This window comes from Pseudomonas sp. NGC7 (assembly GCF_047159675.1).
Classification (GTDB): Bacteria; Pseudomonadota; Gammaproteobacteria; order Pseudomonadales; family Pseudomonadaceae; genus Aquipseudomonas; species Aquipseudomonas kermanshahensis.
Genome location: NZ_BAAFZY010000001.1, coordinates 5,481,917 through 5,496,735, shown reverse-complemented (window position 1 = coordinate 5,496,735; position 14,819 = coordinate 5,481,917). Strand labels below are relative to the sequence as shown.

Genomic DNA, 14,819 nt, shown 5'->3' with positions numbered 1-14,819 from the left:
GTATTGCCATGAATTTCGCCAAACTCGGCCTGATCGAACCCTTGCTGCGTACCCTGCAGCAGCTGGACTACACCACCCCGACCCCGGTCCAGGCCCAGGCCATCCCCGCCGTGCTGGCCGGCCGCGACCTGATGGCTGCGGCCCAGACCGGCACCGGCAAGACCGCAGGCTTCGCCCTGCCGGTGCTGCAGCGCCTGGCTCTGGAAGGTGAGAAGGTTGCCAGCAACTCGATCCGCGCGCTGGTGCTGGTACCGACCCGCGAGCTGGCCGAGCAGGTGCACAACAATGTGCGCGAGTATGCCGAGAACCTGCCGCTGAGCACCTATGCGGTGTACGGCGGGGTGAGCATCAACCCACAGATGATGCGCCTGCGCCGTGGCGTCGACCTGCTGGTCGCCACCCCGGGCCGCTTGCTCGACCTGTTCCGGCAGAACGCGGTGAAGTTCAACCAGGTGCAAACCCTGGTGCTCGATGAAGCCGACCGCATGCTCGACCTGGGTTTTGCCGAAGAGCTGCAGTCGGTGTACGCCGCACTGCCGCGCAAGCGCCAGACCTTGCTGTTTTCCGCGACCTTCTCGGACCAGATCCGGGTCCTCGCCGGCCTGGCCCTGAACGACCCGCTGAGCATTGAAGTGAGCCCCCGCAATGCCGCCGCCAACACGGTCAAACAGTGGTTGGTGCCTGTGGACAAAAAGCGCAAGGCCGACCTGTTCTGCCATTTGCTGCGCAAGCAGCGCTGGAGCCAGGTGCTGGTGTTTGCCAAGACCCGCAACGGTGTCGACCAGTTGGTGGAGCGCTTGTTGAGCGAGGGTATCAACGCCGACGGCATCCATGGCGATCGCCCGCAGGCCACGCGCCAACGTGCGCTGGATACCTTCAAGGCCCGTGAGATCCAGGTGTTGGTGGCGACCGATGTTGCTGCGCGCGGGCTGGATATCGACGACCTGCCGCTGGTGGTCAACCTCGACCTGCCGATCGTCGCCGAGGATTATGTGCACCGCATTGGCCGCACTGGCCGCGCCGGTAACAAAGGGGAGGCGATTTCGCTGGTGTGTGCCGACGAAGTGCAGATGCTGGCGTCGATCGAGACATTGATCCGCCAGACCTTGCCGCGGCATGAAGAGCCGGACTTTATCCCAGAGCACCGCGTGCCGATGACCGATGCCAGTGGCCAGGTGATCAAGAAACCGAAAAAGCCTAAAAAGCCGAAAGAGAACAGCGCGAAGCGTGGTTTGGGGCGCTGGATGGACAGTGCCGAGGCCGCGAGCCCGGCGCCGTCAGTGAAAGCGGTGCGTAAGGTGCCGAGCTTCAATGGTGGGCCGCGTAAGCGTAAGCCTTGAGATTTTGGGGCCGCGTTGCGGCCCTTTCGCGACACAAGGCCGCTCCTACTGGAGATCGCGTTGCCTTTGTAGGAGCGGCCTTGTGTCGCGAAAGGACCGCAAAGCGGTCCCGGCGATCTATCAGGCCGCCCCCGCCGCCACCCATTGCGCCGCCGCCCGCCCGGCGCGCAGCCCGCTGGCAAAACATGCCGTCAGCAAATACCCCCCGGTCGGCGCCTCCCAGTCCAGCATCTCGCCGGCACAGAACACCCCCGGCAATGCCTTGAGCATTAACCCCTCGCTCAGCCCTTCGAAACGCACCCCGCCAGCACTGCTGATGGCCTCATCCAGCGGCCGGGTACGCACCAACGTGATCGGCAACGCCTTGATGGCCCGCGCCAGCGCCTGTGGATCGGCGAACGTGGCCTGATCGGTCAGCTCCCGTAACAACGCCGCCTTGACCCCATCGATGCCCAACTGGCTGTGCAGGTGCTTGGCCATGGAGCGCGAGCCGCGTGGCTTGGCCAATGCCTGGGCGATGTTATCCACAGCCTTGTCCGGCAGCAGGTCGAGCAGCAGCACGCCCCGGCCGTCACGCTTGATGGCCTCACGCACCGGCGCCGACCAGGCATACACCAGGCTGCCTTCGACACCTTGCGCAGTGAGGATGAACTCACCTTTGCGCGGCAGGCTGCCGGGCACGCTCAGGGCAATGTTCTTCAGCGGTGCGCCGGCAAACTTGTCTTTAAGCAAGGTGCTCCAGCCTTCGACTTCAAACCCACAATTGCTCGGCTGCAAGGGCGAGATATCCACAGCCCGCTCTGCCAGCAGCGGCTGCCACGCACCGTCAGACCCCAAGCGCGCCCAGCTACCCCCACCCAGTGCAAGCACCACGGCGGCCGCGTGTACCTGGCGTTCACCCTGTGGATAAGCGATCCGCAGGCTGCCATCGTCATGCCAGCCCACCCAGCGATGGCGGGTGTGGATAACTACACCGCTGTCGCGCAGGCGCTTGAGCCAGGCGCGCAGCAAGGGCGCGGCCTTCATGTCGCGCGGGAAGACCCGGCCCGAGGTACCGACGAAGGTTTCGATGCCCAGGCCGTGAATCCACTGGCGCAGCGCGTCGGCATCGAAGCCGCGCAGCAGGGCGTCAATCTCGCCCTGGCGTTCGGCGTAGCGCGCGACAAAGGCCGGGTAGGGCTCGGAATGGGTGATGTTCATGCCGCCGACACCTGCCAGCAGGAACTTGCGGCCGACCGAGGGCATGGCATCGAACACCTCGACCGCCAAGCCCGCCTGGGCCAGCGCTTCGGCGGCCATCAGGCCGGCGGGGCCGCCACCGATGACGGCGACAAGGGGAGGGGTGCAGTGGTGTAGATCGGGCATGGGGGCGGCAGGCTGTGGAAAAGAGCGCGCATTCTAGCGCAGGCCGGTAGGCGGAAGCACTGGTCAAAAAATGATCAATACTCTACAGGTGGCGTAGCTAAAGGGCTGCAGCCGCTTTCCAGCAGCTTATCCACAGGCGGTTCCACAGTCATTGTGAACAACCCATGACCCGCGCCGCACTGTGGTGCAGGATGCCGTGGCGCCGTGCCAGGGCCACGCGGTCCTTGCTGTAGCCGCCACCGATCACGCCCACCACCGGGATGTCGCGGCCCAGGCACTGGCGCATCACCAACTCGTCGCGTGCCGCCAGGCCCTCATCGGTCAACTGCAGGTAGCCCAGGGCATCGTCCTTGTGCACATCGACGCCGGCGTCGTACAGCACCAGGTCTGGCTGGTAGAGCGGCAACAGGTAGTTGAGGGCGTCTTCCACCACCTTGAGGTAGGCCGCGTCGCCCATGCCACGGGGCAGGGGGATGTCCCAGTCGCTCTGGGCCTTGCGGGCCGGGAAGTTCTGTTCACAGTGCAGGGACACGGTAATTGCATCGGGGGTGTCGTGCAGAATTCGCGCGGTGCCGTCGCCCTGGTGCACGTCGCAGTCGAAGATCAGCACCCGGTGCACCCGCCCGGCTTCCAGCAGGTAGCGGCTGATCACGGCCAGGTCGTTGAAGATGCAAAAGCCTGCAGGGTGGTCGTAATGGGCGTGGTGGGTGCCGCCGGCCAAGTGGCAGGCGATGCCGTGCTGTAGGGCCAGCTCGGCGCTCAGCAGCGAACCGCCCACGGCGCGCACGGTGCGCCGGGCCAGCGCCTCGCTCCAGGGCAGGCCGAGGCGACGCTGGTCCTCGCGGGACAGGTCGCCGCTCATGTAGCGTTCGATGTAGCTTCGGTCGTGGGCCAGGGCAAGGATGTCGTTGGGGCAGATTTGCGGGCGCAACAGGTCCTGGTCACGGGTTAGGCCGCTGTCGACCAGGTGGTCGCGCAGCAAGCGAAACTTGTCCATCGGGAAGCGGTGCTCGGCGGGGAATTCCGGGCTGTAGTCATCGTGGTAGATCAGCGGCAACGGCATGGTCGGTTCGCAATCGGGGCCAGTGCTGATCTTGCCAGTTGTGGCGCGCCGCGCAACCGGCTTGTGGCATTAGCTTGTCATTTGCCGGTGCTGGCCAGTACTCGCTGCCAATCCGGCTCGTTCAAGCGCCCGAGAATCCGCGCCTTGCCGTTGCCGTCGACCGACACGAACAGCGCACTGGCATAGCCGCTTTCCCGATCCCCGCCGACTACACGCTGCTGGCGCTGGAAGTGGTCGATGCAACCATTGTGGGTCACCAAGACCAGATTGTGACCCGGGCGTTTGCGCGCCAGGGCTTCATCGGCGAACTGGTTGTCGCAGCTCTCCAGCCAGGCAGAGCTCGGCACGGCCTGGCCCAGAATGAAGTGCGCGGTCTGGCGAGTACGTACTTTGGGGCTGCTCAGCACATCGGCATTGCTTAAGCCCAGCGTGTGCAAACCCTGGCCGACGCGGGTGGCCGCCTGGGTGCCGGCCACGGTGATGCCGGTGGGGTCGTCCAGGCAGGGCCCGGGTGCGCTGTCGCAGCGTTCGGCATGGCGGATCATCACGATCACTGCGCCTTCGGCCCAATCCTGCAGCAGGCCGCTGTCACTCAACTGTTGCTCGTTGCCAAGGTCCACGATGTGCGTCCTCGTTGCCAGCCAGGTGGTCAACGCCGCCACGACCATGCACAGGCCCAAAGCGGCACCGAGGGCCTTGCGTGACAAACGTCGCTTGCGCCGGGCGTGGATGGCAGGGTGGCCCAGGGTATTGCTCGATAGCATGCGGGACTCCGATGGCATGGCCGCGCCGGGTGTGGTCGTGGCTGGCGACATTCTGGTGAGCGGCCTGTCGGGTGGCGGTGAAGGCGTTGTGAAAATTGCATTCAGGCGCCGCCGCTTGAGTGAAACCGTCGCCCGCGCCTACGCTGTAAACTGCAAGACAGCAAAACCGGAGCACGCCCGATGACCCCGATTCTTCACCTGGAAAGCGCACGGCTGGTGCTGCGGCAATGGCACGACGACGACCTGCGCGAGTTCGCCGCGCTGTGCGCCGACCCGCACGTGATGCAGTATTTTCCGGCACCCCTGACGCGCTTGGAGGCGGCTGCGCTGATTGGTCGAATCCGTGGCCATTTCAATGAGCATGGGTTTGGCCTGTGGGCGCTGGAGCGCAAAGACAGCGGCGCCTTCATCGGCATGACCGGGCTGCTGAACGTCAGCTTCGATGCCGATTTTGCGCCCGCGGTAGAAATCGGCTGGCGCCTGGCGCGTCGCCACTGGGGCTTGGGGTTTGCCAGTGAAGCGGCCTGGACCTGCCTGCGTTGTGCCTTCGCCCAATTGCGCCTGGACGAGGTGGTGTCGTTCACTAGTGAGAGCAACTTGCCCTCGCAGAAAGTGATGCAGGCCATCGGCATGCAGCAGGACCCGAGCGGCAGTTTCGAACACCCGCGCCTGCCTGCCGGCCACCCCTTGCGCCCGCATGTGCTGTATCGCATCGACCGCGCACGCTGGGAGCAGACCCTGCGCGGCTGAATGGATGGGCATGCGCGGTGCGAATGACAAACCCTGTATCATTCGCCTTCATGAAAGCGCTGTAGAGCCGTGTTGCCTTGCTAGGAGAACCCCCGATGAGTCATGTGTTGGACGACCTGGTCGACCTGTTGAGCCTCGAGTCCATCGAGGAGAACCTGTTCCGTGGACGCAGCCAGGACCTGGGCTTCCGCCAGTTGTACGGCGGGCAAGTGCTGGGCCAGTCATTGTCGGCGGCGAGCCAGACGGTCGAAGATGCGCGCCATGTGCATTCGCTGCACGGTTACTTTCTGCGCCCTGGCGATGCCAGTTTGCCGGTGGTCTATTCGGTGGACCGCGTGCGTGACGGCGGCAGCTTCAGCACCCGGCGGGTGACGGCAATCCAGAAGGGCCACACCATCTTCACCTGCAGCGCGTCGTTCCAGTACGACGAAGAGGGCTTCGAGCACCAGGCGCAGATGCCCGATGTGGTCGGCCCGGAAAACCTGCCCAGCGAAGTCGAACTGGCCAGTGCCATGGCTGAGCACCTGCCTGAGCGCATCCGCGACAAAGTGCTGTGCGCCAAGCCGATCGAGATACGCCCGGTGACCGAGCGTGACCCGTTCAACCCCAAGCCCGGCGACCCGGTGAAGTACGCTTGGTTCCGTGCCGACGGCAACCTGCCGGACGTGCCTGCGCTGCACAAGTACTTGCTGGCTTACGCCTCGGACTTCGGCCTGCTGACCACCGCCTTGCTGCCCCATGGCAAATCGGTGTGGCAGCGCGACATGCAGATTGCCAGCCTCGATCATTCGCTGTGGTTCCATGGCAACCTGCGCGCCGACGAGTGGTTGCTGTACGCCACCGACAGCCCGTGGGCCGGCAATGCCCGCGGCTTCTGCCGTGGCAGCATCTTCAACCAGGCCGGGCAACTGGTGGCGTCGTCGAGCCAGGAAGGCCTGATTCGCCATCGCAAGGACTGGGCATGAGCCTGGGCGAGGTACGTAATTGGGTGTTCGACATGGACGGCACCCTGACCGTGGCGGTGCATGACTTTGCGGCGATTCGCGAAGCGCTGGAGATACCGCCTGAAGACGACATACTGACCCACCTGGCGGCCTTGCCGGCGGCGCAAGCGGCGGCCAAGCACGCCTGGCTGCTGGAGCATGAACGCGACCTGGCGCTGGCTTCGACGGCCGCGACGGGGGCGGTGGAGCTGGTGCGCGAACTGGCCGGGCGTGGCTGCCGTCTGGCGATCCTGACCCGCAATGCCCGGGAGTTGGCGCATGTCACCCTGGAGGCCATCGGCCTGGCTGACTGCTTCCCGGTGGAGCATGTGCTTGGCCGTGATGAGGCCGAACCCAAGCCTAGCCCGGATGGCCTGCTGAAGATTGCAGAGGCGTGGGGTGTGGCGCCCAGCGAACTGGTGATGGTGGGTGACTATCGGTTTGACCTGGATTGTGGGCGTGCGGCCGGGGCGCGTACCGTATTGGTCAACTTGCCGGATAACCCGTGGCCGCATCTGGTGGATTGGCATGCGGCGGATTGCCGAGCGTTGCGCGCGATGCTTGGCTGATTTTTTGTGTTGGCCGTGTGCGCCTCTTCGCGGGTAAACCCGCTCCCACACGGGAGGAGGCAGCCTGCACTGGCTATGCTGAACCGCAGTTTTTCCCTGAATGGAGACCCAGCCATGAGCAGCAAGGCCATCTACGTCCAACCTGGCGGCGGCTACGACAACGTCCAGGTCGGCACCTGCGAGGCGCCTGCGCCACAGGCCGGCGAAATCACTGTGCGTCTGCACGCCAGTTCCCTCAACTACCACGACTTCGCCGTGGTCAGCGGCATGTGGGGGCCGAGCGAGCGGCGCATCCCCATGGCCGACGGCGCCGGCGAGGTCACGGCAGTGGGGCCGGGTGTCAGCGAGTTCCAGGTGGGCGACAACGTTGTCAGTACCTTCTTCCCAGACTGGCTCGACGGCCAGGCCAATGTCGAAGGGTTTGCCCGGGTGCCCGGCGATGGCCTCGACGGCTACGCCCGTGAACAAGTTACTGCCCGCGCCACGGCCTTCACCCTGGCGCCAAAGGGTTACAGCCATGCGGAGGCAGCCACGCTGACCACCGCAGGGCTGACGGCCTGGCGGGCCTTGATGAGCGATGACCACCTCAAGCCCGGCGATACCGTGCTGGTGCAGGGCACGGGCGGGGTGTCGATCTTCGCCTTGCAGTTTGCCAAGCTGGCGGGTGCCACGGTGATCGCGACCTCGTCCAGCGATGCCAAACTCGAGCGCCTCAAGGCCCTCGGCGCCGACCACCTGATCAACTACAAGAGCACCCCGGCCTGGGGTGAGAAGGTGCGTGAGCTGACCCACAACCGCGGTGTCGACCATGTGATCGAAGTGGGCGGGCCGGCGACCCTGGAGCAGTCGATGATTGCCACGCGCATCGGCGGGCATGTGTCGTTGATCGGCATTCTCACCGGGGTAGCGGGGCAGTTGCCGTTGGTTCAGGCACTGGTGCGGCAAATCCGCCTGCAGGGCGTGCTGGTCGGTAGCCGTGCACAGCAGCAGGCGATGGTGCGGGCGATCGATGCCAATGGCCTGCGGCCGGTGGTGGACAAGCACTTCGAACTGGAGCAGATCGTCGACGCGTTTCGCTACCAGGAGAGCAATCGGCATTTCGGCAAGATCTGCCTGACCTGGTAATCGCACCTGTGAGTCCGATTGCCTTGTCCGGCCTCATCGCTGGCAAGCCAGCTCCCACAGGTGCGGCGCTAGCCTTGGAGGCTACACGGGTGCGGCGCTAGCCTTCGGTGCTACACGGGTGCGGTGCTAGCCTTGGGTGCTACACGGTTCGGGTGGGAGCGGGCTTGCCCGCGAATGGGCCGCATCGCGGCCCCTAGTCGGGCAGTAATCTGTCGCGGCTGTTGGACAGGTGCAGGCACATCGCTGCCCGTGCCGCATCCGGGTCCTGGCGGCGGATGGCATTGAGTATCGCCTCATGCTCCAGGTTGGCCAGGTACGCATGCCTGGCCAGCTTGGCGCCGGCGCGTTCGGCCAGGGCCATGCGGTTGCGGGGGATCAGGCCGCTGCCGAGCTGGGCCATCATTTCGCTGAAGTACAGGTTGCCGGTGGCCTCGGCGATCAGCAGGTGAAAGCGCCGGTCGGCCTCGATGCAACTGTCGCCAGCGGCCGCCAAATCTTGATAGTCGTCCAGCGCCTGGCGCATGCGTGCCACGTGCCCGTCGTTGCGGCGCACTGCGGCGAGGGCGGCGGCTTGGCCTTCCAGGCCGATGCGCAATTCCAGCAGGTCGCGCACGCTGGCGGCGTTTTCCGCGCCAACGCGCAGCCCCGCCTGGGGCTGGCGCTCTATCACGAAGGTACCGATCCCGTGGCGGGGCTCCACCAGCCCTGAGGCCTGCAGCTTCGACAAGGCTTCGCGCACCACGGTGCGGCTGACCCCATGTTCACGCACCAGGGTGTTTTCCGAGGGCAGCTTGTCGCCTGGCTTGAAGGTGCCCAGCAAAATCTGCTGCGTCAGGCTGGAGACCAGGTCGTGAGCGCGGCTGTGGCCGCGCACGCGGGGGTGTGCTGAGTCCATGGTGTGCTCCGTGGTATCGATAGCTTGTACGACAAGTTAAAACACAAAAATAATTTCCGCTTATTTTTCTGATCGAGAAGGCCGCATCGTGCTCGGTTGTTTTTGAACGTTCGCAGCAAATACTCATTTTTACAGCTTGTATTTTACAATTTTATCGACTTTATCGATCTTGTCGTACAACTGCGCGGGGCATATGCTCCACCCCACTGTCATGTCAGACAACCCGCATAAAAACAACTAGTGGGAGATCCGCAAGTGAACGACACCCTCGCTCCGTCTGCCGGGAATGATGGCGACGCTCTGGCCAGTGCCGTGGCCAAGGTCAAGCGCCACGTCCTGCCGCTGTTCGTCATCATGTTCATCGTCAACTACCTCGACCGCGTCAACATCGGCTTCGTCCGCCCGCACCTGGAAAGCGACCTGGGCATCAGTGCTGCTGCCTATGGGTTTGGAGCCGGGCTGTTCTTCATCGGCTACGCATTGTTCGAAGTGCCCTCGAACATGCTCCTGCAGCGTGTCGGCGCTCGGCTGTGGCTGACCCGCATCATGTTCACCTGGGGGCTGGTGGCCACGGCCATGGCCTTTGTCCAGACCGAAACCCAGTTCTATGTGCTGCGGTTTTTGTTGGGCGTCGCCGAGGCCGGGTTCTTCCCTGGGGTGATCTACTACTTCACCCGTTGGCTGCCCGGCGCCGAGCGCGGCAAGGCGATTGCGATTTTTCTCAGCGGCTCGGCACTGGCGTCGCTGATCTCCGGCCCGCTGGCCGGGGCCTTGATGCAAATCCAGGGCCTTGGCCTGCATGGCTGGCAGTGGATGCTGTTCATCGAGGGCATGGCCTCGGTAACGCTGTGCTTCTTCGTGTTCTTCTGGCTCGACTCCAAGCCGCAGGATGCCAAGTGGCTGAGCCAGGCCGAGCAGGATGCGCTGGTGCACACCATCGACCGCGAGCAGCGTGAGCGGGAGGCCGTCGGTAGCGTCAAGACCTCGGCCTGGAGCCTGCTCAAAGACCGCCAGATCGTGCTGTTCTGCCTGATCTACTTCTGCATCCAGCTGACCATTTATGCCGCGACCTTCTGGCTGCCGAGCATCATCAAGCGCATGGGCGACCTCAGCGACCTGCAGGTTGGCTTCTTCAACTCGATCCCCTGGCTGATCTCGATCCTGGCGATGTACGCCTTCGCGTCCGGCTCGGCACGCTGGAAGTTCCAGCAGGCCTGGGTAGCCGCCGCGCTGGTGGTCGCCGCCATCGGCATGTTCATGTCCACCACCGGTGGGCCGGTGTTCGCCTTTGTCGCCATCTGTTTTGCCGCCATCGGTTTCAAGTCGGCCTCGTCGCTGTTCTGGCCGATCCCCCAGGGCTACCTGGACGCCCGCATCGCGGCGGCAGTGATTGCCCTGATCAACTCGGTCGGCAACCTCGGCGGTTTCGTGGCCCCCACCACCTTCGGCCTGCTCGAGCAGCAGACCGGCTCGATCCAGGGCGGCTTGTATGGCCTGGCGGTGACCTCGGTGCTGGCGGCCATCGCCGTGTTCTTCGTACGCACTCGCCCAAAGGGCGCTCCTTCCGATGAGCTCAAGGCGCCTTCGGCCCTGGGCCAGACCCACTGATGACTGCGAGATAAAACCATGAACATGCAGACGACTCCCGCCGTTCACACCACCACCCCCGTGGTCACCGATTTGCGCGTGATCCCGGTGGCTGGCCACGACAGCATGCTGCTCAACCTCAGTGGCGCCCATGGCCCGTACTTCACCCGCAACGTGGTAGTGCTGCGCGACAGCGCGGGCAACACCGGCCTGGGCGAGGTGCCGGGTGGCGAGAACATTCGCCAGACTTTGGAGGATGCCCGCAGCCTGGTCGTAGGCCAGCCCATCGGCCATTACCAGCGCGTGCTCAACGCCATGCGCCAGGCCTTCGCCAACCGCGATGCCGGCGGCCGCGGCCTGCAGACCTTCGACCTGCGCATCACCGTGCACGCTGTGACAGCCATCGAATCTGCATTGCTCGACCTGCTTGGCCAGCACCTGAACGTGCCCATGGCCGCACTGCTCGGCGAAGGGCAGCAGCGCGAGGCGGTGAAGATGCTCGGTTACCTGTTCTACATCGGCGACCGCCAGCAGACCGACCTGGCCTACCGCAGCGAAGCGGAGGCGGACGATGACTGGTTCCGCCTGCGCCACGAGAAGGCCCTGACCCCGGACGCGGTCGTGCGCCTGGCCGAAGCCGCCAGGCAGCGCTATGGCTTCAGTGACTTCAAGCTCAAGGGTGGCGTATTGCGCGGTGAGGAAGAGATGGAGGCAGTGACCGCCCTGGCCGAACGCTTCCCCGATGCGCGCATCACCCTCGACCCGAACGGCGCCTGGTCGCTTAAAGAGGCCATCGCCTTGTGCTGTGACAAGCACGACGTGCTGGCCTATGCCGAAGACCCCTGCGGTGCCGAAAACGGCTACTCGGGCCGCGAGGTGATGGCCGAGTTCCGTCGGGCTACGGGGCTGCCTACTGCCACCAACATGATCGCCACCGACTGGCGGCAGATGGGCCATGCGATTCAGCTGCAATCGGTGGACATCCCGCTGGCCGACCCGCACTTCTGGACCTTGCAGGGCTCGGTGCGGGTGGCGCAGATGTGCAATGACTGGGGGCTAACCTGGGGCTCGCACTCGAACAACCACTTCGACATCTCCCTGGCCATGTTCACCCAAGTGGCTGCCGCCGCACCGGGCGAAATCACCGCCATCGACACCCACTGGATCTGGCAGGACGGCCAGCGCCTGACACGGGAGCCGCTGCGTATCGTCGACGGCCATGTGCGCGTGCCGGCGCGCCCAGGGCTGGGTGTGGAGATCGATGAAGACCAACTGGCCAAGGCGCACGAGTGCTACCGCAACATGGGCCTCGGGGCGCGGGATGACAGCGTGGCGATGCAGTTTCTGATACCGGGCTGGCAGTTCGACAACAAGCGCCCATGCCTGGTGCGCTGAGCCCTTTCTAGCGCGCTACCCAAGCGCCCAACACCCTCTCTGTAGGAGCAGCCTTGTGCTGCGAAGAGGCCGGTGAACACACAGTGAATCTCTGCTGTGTTCACCGGCCTCTTCGCAGCACAAGGCTGCTCCTACAGTGCAAGAATCAGAGCCCTGACCATGCAGCAAGCGTTGCAGGGCGATGCACACCCAAATGAAAAACGATAGCTTCAGACGGCCCGATGGCGCGTTTGGACATGCCAATCGCGACATCTGGCGGGAATGGAAAAGCGTTGTCGTGATCGCACACCTGCGGGACGTTCTCGTGTAATTTTCCTACGCCTTACGGGGCTTAAATGGACCTCGAATTCTGCTGGTGCGTTGCTCTGAATGCGTGCAAAAGGCCAACAACAGCGCGTGAGTGATGTGTCATTCCGATGGACTCTCTAGGAGATAATGTTCGCCTACGCCTGCCCCCCGTCCTTCCTTGTGTCAGCAAAAAGAGAACAAGATCAATGAACACCGTGGGATCTGATGGCAACCTTGCACAAGGTTTCAAGCCGCGTCATGTAACGATGTTGTCCATCGCGGGCATTATCGGTGCAGGACTATTCGTAGGCTCCGGGCACGCGATTGCCGCGGCCGGGCCAGCCACCATAATTTCTTACTTCGTGGCCGGCACCCTGGTGGTGCTGGTCATGCGCATGCTCGGCGAAATGGCCGTCGCGCACCCTGATACTGGGTCCTTCTCCACCTACGCCGACCAGGCCATTGGCCGCTGGGCTGGCTACACCATTGGCTGGTTGTACTGGTGGTTCTGGGTGTTGGTCATCCCCATCGAGGCACTGGCGGCGGGGCATGTACTGAACGCTTGGTTCCCGCAAGTGGACAGCTGGATCTTCGCACTGGCCTCGGTGCTGCTGTTGGCAGGTACCAACCTGTTCAGCGTGGCCAAGTACGGCGAGTTCGAGTTCTGGTTCGCGATTCTCAAGGTCACCGCCATCCTCGGCTTCATCGGCCTGGGCTTCGCGGCCTTGATGGGCTGGCTGCCAAACCGAGAAGTCAGCGGTTTGAGCACGTTGGTCGCTGAGCACGGCGGTTTCGCGCCCAAGGGCTGGTCTGCCGTCATCGGTGCCTTCATCACCGTGATGTTCAGCTTCATCGGTACCGAGGCCGTGACCATCGCCGCCTCCGAGTCCAGCGACCCGTCCCGCAACATCGCCAAGGCCACCCGCTCGGTGATCTGGCGGATCAGCACCTTCTACATCCTGTCGATCTTCGTGATCATCTCGGTGGTGCCGTGGAACGATCCACAATTGGCGGTGGTGGGCTCCTACCAGCGTGCGCTGGAGATCATGAACATCCCCAACGCAGCCTTCATGGTCGACTTGGTGGTGCTGGTGGCCGTGACCAGCTGCATGAACTCGTCGATCTACATCGCCTCGCGGATGATGTATTCGCTGGCCAAGCGCGGTGACGCACCGGCCTTCCTCAACAAGACCTCCAAGGTCGGCGTGCCGCGTTCGGCGGTATTTGGCAGTACCCTGATCGGTGCGGCCATCGCCATCCTCAACTACTTCGCCCCCAAAGGCGTGTTCGAGTTCCTGCTGGCCAGCTCTGGCGCCATCGCCCTGCTGGTGTACATGGTCATCGCCATCTCCCAGCTGCGCATGCGCCGTCGCCTGGAGCGCGAGAACGCCGAACTGAAGTTCCGCATGTGGCTGTTCCCATGGCTGACCTGGGCGGTGATCATCTTCATCGCCGCGGCGCTGGCGGTGATGATGTATACGCCTGAGCACCGGGTGGAAGTGAGCTCGACACTGGGCCTGGCGATCGTGATTTCCTTCCTGGGGATAGTCACATCGCGGGGGCATACGCAGGCAGTGGCGGCGCGGTCGGTGAGGGGATCGGCTTAATCGTCCAAGCCAAAAGTCTCACCCCTGTTCACTTAAGAATGCCGGGGCCGCTCTCACACCGACCGCGTTATGCCCTATTTACAGGGCATGCGCGAACATTGTGGGAGCGGCCTTGTGCCGCGATGGGCCGCAAAGCGGCCCCAATACAGGCGATGGGGTGAGACGTTTACTGCGGGGGATCAGCGCATCATCTCGATGTACCTGATCACCGCAGGTGCCTTTTCGAAACGCCGATGAATCAGGCTCAGCCATGAGCTGGCCTGGCAATCGGCGATACGCCGGTAATTCACCTGCGCCAGGCTGATGCGCTGCACGACCGACTCCGGCACCACGGCGATGCCCTGGCCCAACGAAACCAAGGTGATGACCGCGACCAGGCTCCCAGGTTGCGGGCCGAGCCGTGGCACGAAACCACCTTGTGCCGAGACTTCGAGCGTGCCGGAAATCTGCTCGGGGAGGATGAAGGTCTCATTGGCCAGGCGTGATGCAGGGATCTGTGGCAACTCATTGATCCGCGAGTTGGCCGGCAGGGCGAGAACGAAACCTTCCTGGTGCAGGGCGATGGTTTCCAGTTCTTCCGGCAGCTCCATCGGCGAGCGCACGTAGGCGAGGTCGAGCAGGCCATCGCGCACCTGTCCAGGCAACTCCGCCATGGGCAACTCGCGGATGTTCAGGCGTACGTCTGGGTGGCTTTCGCTAAAGCCGGTCACCTGCCGCTGCAGCATGCCCGAATACGCGGCAGAGGCTACATAGCCCATCTCGATACGCCCGCTTTCGCCGCGCCCTGCACGCTGCGCACCCAGTTGTGCGGCATCGAACTGGCGTACGGCCTGCTCGGCTTCGATCAGCAATGCCTGGCCTGCAGCGGTGAGGTTCACCTCGCGTTGGCTGCGCTCGAACAGGCGCACGCCCAGCTCGCGTTCCATGTCCTGGATCTGCCGGCTTAGGGTAGGCGGAGCGATGCCCAGCTGTTCTGCGGCACGGGTGAAATGGCCGTGCTGGGCGACGCAGAGGAAGTAGCGGAAATGGCGGATTTCCATGCGGTGTTACCTGCAAGCTAATGACGCGGGCCACTGTGGCTAACAAGC

13 protein-coding genes are annotated in these 14,819 nt (G+C 64.0%); 8 read left to right on the top strand and 5 right to left on the bottom strand.

Annotated elements, in window-relative coordinates; genetic code table 11:
* Positions 1-8: 8 nt before the first annotated feature.
* Positions 9-1,340 (top strand): DEAD/DEAH box helicase, encoded by a 1,332-nt coding sequence (locus tag ACMCNM_RS24540; protein ID WP_085272358.1) that lies wholly within the window; start codon positions 9-11, stop codon positions 1,338-1,340.
* Positions 1,341-1,460: 120 nt separating this feature from the next.
* Here the strand turns inward: ACMCNM_RS24540 and ACMCNM_RS24535 are convergent, their stop codons facing one another.
* The 3 genes from ACMCNM_RS24535 to ACMCNM_RS24525 form a co-directional block, all read right to left on the bottom strand.
* The gene (locus ACMCNM_RS24535; protein WP_412765593.1) at positions 1,461-2,705 is read right to left on the bottom strand and encodes a TIGR03862 family flavoprotein; all 1,245 of its coding nucleotides are present in this window, start codon (positions 2,703-2,705) and stop codon (positions 1,461-1,463) included.
* Positions 2,706-2,853: 148 nt separating this feature from the next.
* Complete coding sequence (locus ACMCNM_RS24530; RefSeq protein ID WP_186682994.1) at positions 2,854-3,768, bottom strand: histone deacetylase; 915 nt, start codon at positions 3,766-3,768, stop codon at positions 2,854-2,856.
* Between the two features lie 77 nt (positions 3,769-3,845).
* Entirely contained in the window at positions 3,846-4,532 is a 687-nt protein-coding gene (locus ACMCNM_RS24525) for a histidine phosphatase family protein (RefSeq protein ID WP_412765592.1), read from the bottom strand.
* A 180-nt stretch (positions 4,533-4,712) separates the two neighbouring features.
* Here ACMCNM_RS24525 and ACMCNM_RS24520 point away from each other — a divergent pair, with 180 nt between their 5' ends.
* The 4 genes from ACMCNM_RS24520 (at position 4,713) to ACMCNM_RS24505 (ending at position 7,959) form a co-directional block, all read left to right on the top strand.
* Positions 4,713-5,282: a GNAT family N-acetyltransferase gene (locus ACMCNM_RS24520; RefSeq protein ID WP_186682990.1), complete on the top strand. Its 570-nt coding sequence runs from the start codon at positions 4,713-4,715 to the stop codon at positions 5,280-5,282.
* Positions 5,283-5,377: 95 nt separating this feature from the next.
* A complete protein-coding gene (gene tesB, locus ACMCNM_RS24515; protein ID WP_027595074.1) occupies positions 5,378-6,247 on the top strand; it encodes an acyl-CoA thioesterase II in 870 nt (289 codons plus the stop codon).
* Positions 6,244-6,834 (top strand): HAD family hydrolase, encoded by a 591-nt coding sequence (locus tag ACMCNM_RS24510; RefSeq protein ID WP_027595073.1) that lies wholly within the window; start codon positions 6,244-6,246, stop codon positions 6,832-6,834. The genes tesB and ACMCNM_RS24510 overlap by 4 nt, the downstream gene beginning before the upstream one ends.
* Before the next feature lie 114 nt (positions 6,835-6,948).
* Positions 6,949-7,959: a zinc-dependent alcohol dehydrogenase family protein gene (locus ACMCNM_RS24505; RefSeq protein ID WP_085272362.1), complete on the top strand. Its 1,011-nt coding sequence runs from the start codon at positions 6,949-6,951 to the stop codon at positions 7,957-7,959.
* A gap of 193 nt (positions 7,960-8,152) precedes the next feature.
* Here ACMCNM_RS24505 and ACMCNM_RS24500 read toward each other — a convergent pair whose 3' ends face one another.
* The gene (locus ACMCNM_RS24500; RefSeq protein WP_412765591.1) at positions 8,153-8,854 is read right to left on the bottom strand and encodes a FadR/GntR family transcriptional regulator; all 702 of its coding nucleotides are present in this window, start codon (positions 8,852-8,854) and stop codon (positions 8,153-8,155) included.
* A gap of 255 nt (positions 8,855-9,109) precedes the next feature.
* On the opposite strand from ACMCNM_RS24500, the gene ACMCNM_RS24495 reads away from it, so the two are divergent.
* The 3 genes from ACMCNM_RS24495 (at position 9,110) to gabP (ending at position 13,731) form a co-directional block, all read left to right on the top strand.
* Positions 9,110-10,462: an MFS transporter gene (locus ACMCNM_RS24495; RefSeq protein WP_099430513.1), complete on the top strand. Its 1,353-nt coding sequence runs from the start codon at positions 9,110-9,112 to the stop codon at positions 10,460-10,462.
* Positions 10,463-10,480: 18 nt separating this feature from the next.
* A complete protein-coding gene (gene gudD / locus ACMCNM_RS24490) occupies positions 10,481-11,836 on the top strand; it encodes a glucarate dehydratase (protein ID WP_412765590.1) in 1,356 nt (451 codons plus the stop codon).
* Between the two features lie 494 nt (positions 11,837-12,330).
* Entirely contained in the window at positions 12,331-13,731 is a 1,401-nt protein-coding gene (gene gabP, locus ACMCNM_RS24485) for a GABA permease (protein ID WP_085272366.1), read from the top strand.
* A 179-nt stretch (positions 13,732-13,910) separates the two neighbouring features.
* Here the strand turns inward: gabP and ACMCNM_RS24480 are convergent, their stop codons facing one another.
* On the bottom strand, positions 13,911-14,771 hold the full coding sequence (locus ACMCNM_RS24480) for a LysR family transcriptional regulator (protein ID WP_412765589.1): 861 nt from the start codon (positions 14,769-14,771) through the stop codon (positions 13,911-13,913).
* Between the last annotated feature and the right edge of the window lie 48 nt (positions 14,772-14,819).

Excerpts from the sequence above, each read along its gene's own strand:
- ACMCNM_RS24540 (WP_085272358.1), top strand. The coding sequence starts at position 9 with ATGAATTTCGCCAAACTCGGCCTGATCGAACCCTTGCTGCGTACCCTG.
- ACMCNM_RS24535 (WP_412765593.1), bottom strand. The coding sequence starts at position 2,705 with ATGCCCGATCTACACCACTGCACCCCTCCCCTTGTCGCCGTCATCGGT.
- ACMCNM_RS24530 (WP_186682994.1), bottom strand. The coding sequence starts at position 3,768 with ATGCCGTTGCCGCTGATCTACCACGATGACTACAGCCCGGAATTCCCC.
- ACMCNM_RS24525 (WP_412765592.1), bottom strand. The coding sequence starts at position 4,532 with ATGCTATCGAGCAATACCCTGGGCCACCCTGCCATCCACGCCCGGCGC.
- ACMCNM_RS24520 (WP_186682990.1), top strand. The coding sequence starts at position 4,713 with ATGACCCCGATTCTTCACCTGGAAAGCGCACGGCTGGTGCTGCGGCAA.
- tesB (WP_027595074.1), top strand. The coding sequence starts at position 5,378 with ATGAGTCATGTGTTGGACGACCTGGTCGACCTGTTGAGCCTCGAGTCC.
- ACMCNM_RS24510 (WP_027595073.1), top strand. The coding sequence starts at position 6,244 with ATGAGCCTGGGCGAGGTACGTAATTGGGTGTTCGACATGGACGGCACC.
- ACMCNM_RS24505 (WP_085272362.1), top strand. The coding sequence starts at position 6,949 with ATGAGCAGCAAGGCCATCTACGTCCAACCTGGCGGCGGCTACGACAAC.
- ACMCNM_RS24500 (WP_412765591.1), bottom strand. The coding sequence starts at position 8,854 with ATGGACTCAGCACACCCCCGCGTGCGCGGCCACAGCCGCGCTCACGAC.
- gudD (WP_412765590.1), top strand. The coding sequence starts at position 10,481 with ATGAACATGCAGACGACTCCCGCCGTTCACACCACCACCCCCGTGGTC.
- gabP (WP_085272366.1), top strand. The coding sequence starts at position 12,331 with ATGAACACCGTGGGATCTGATGGCAACCTTGCACAAGGTTTCAAGCCG.
- ACMCNM_RS24480 (WP_412765589.1), bottom strand. The coding sequence starts at position 14,771 with ATGGAAATCCGCCATTTCCGCTACTTCCTCTGCGTCGCCCAGCACGGC.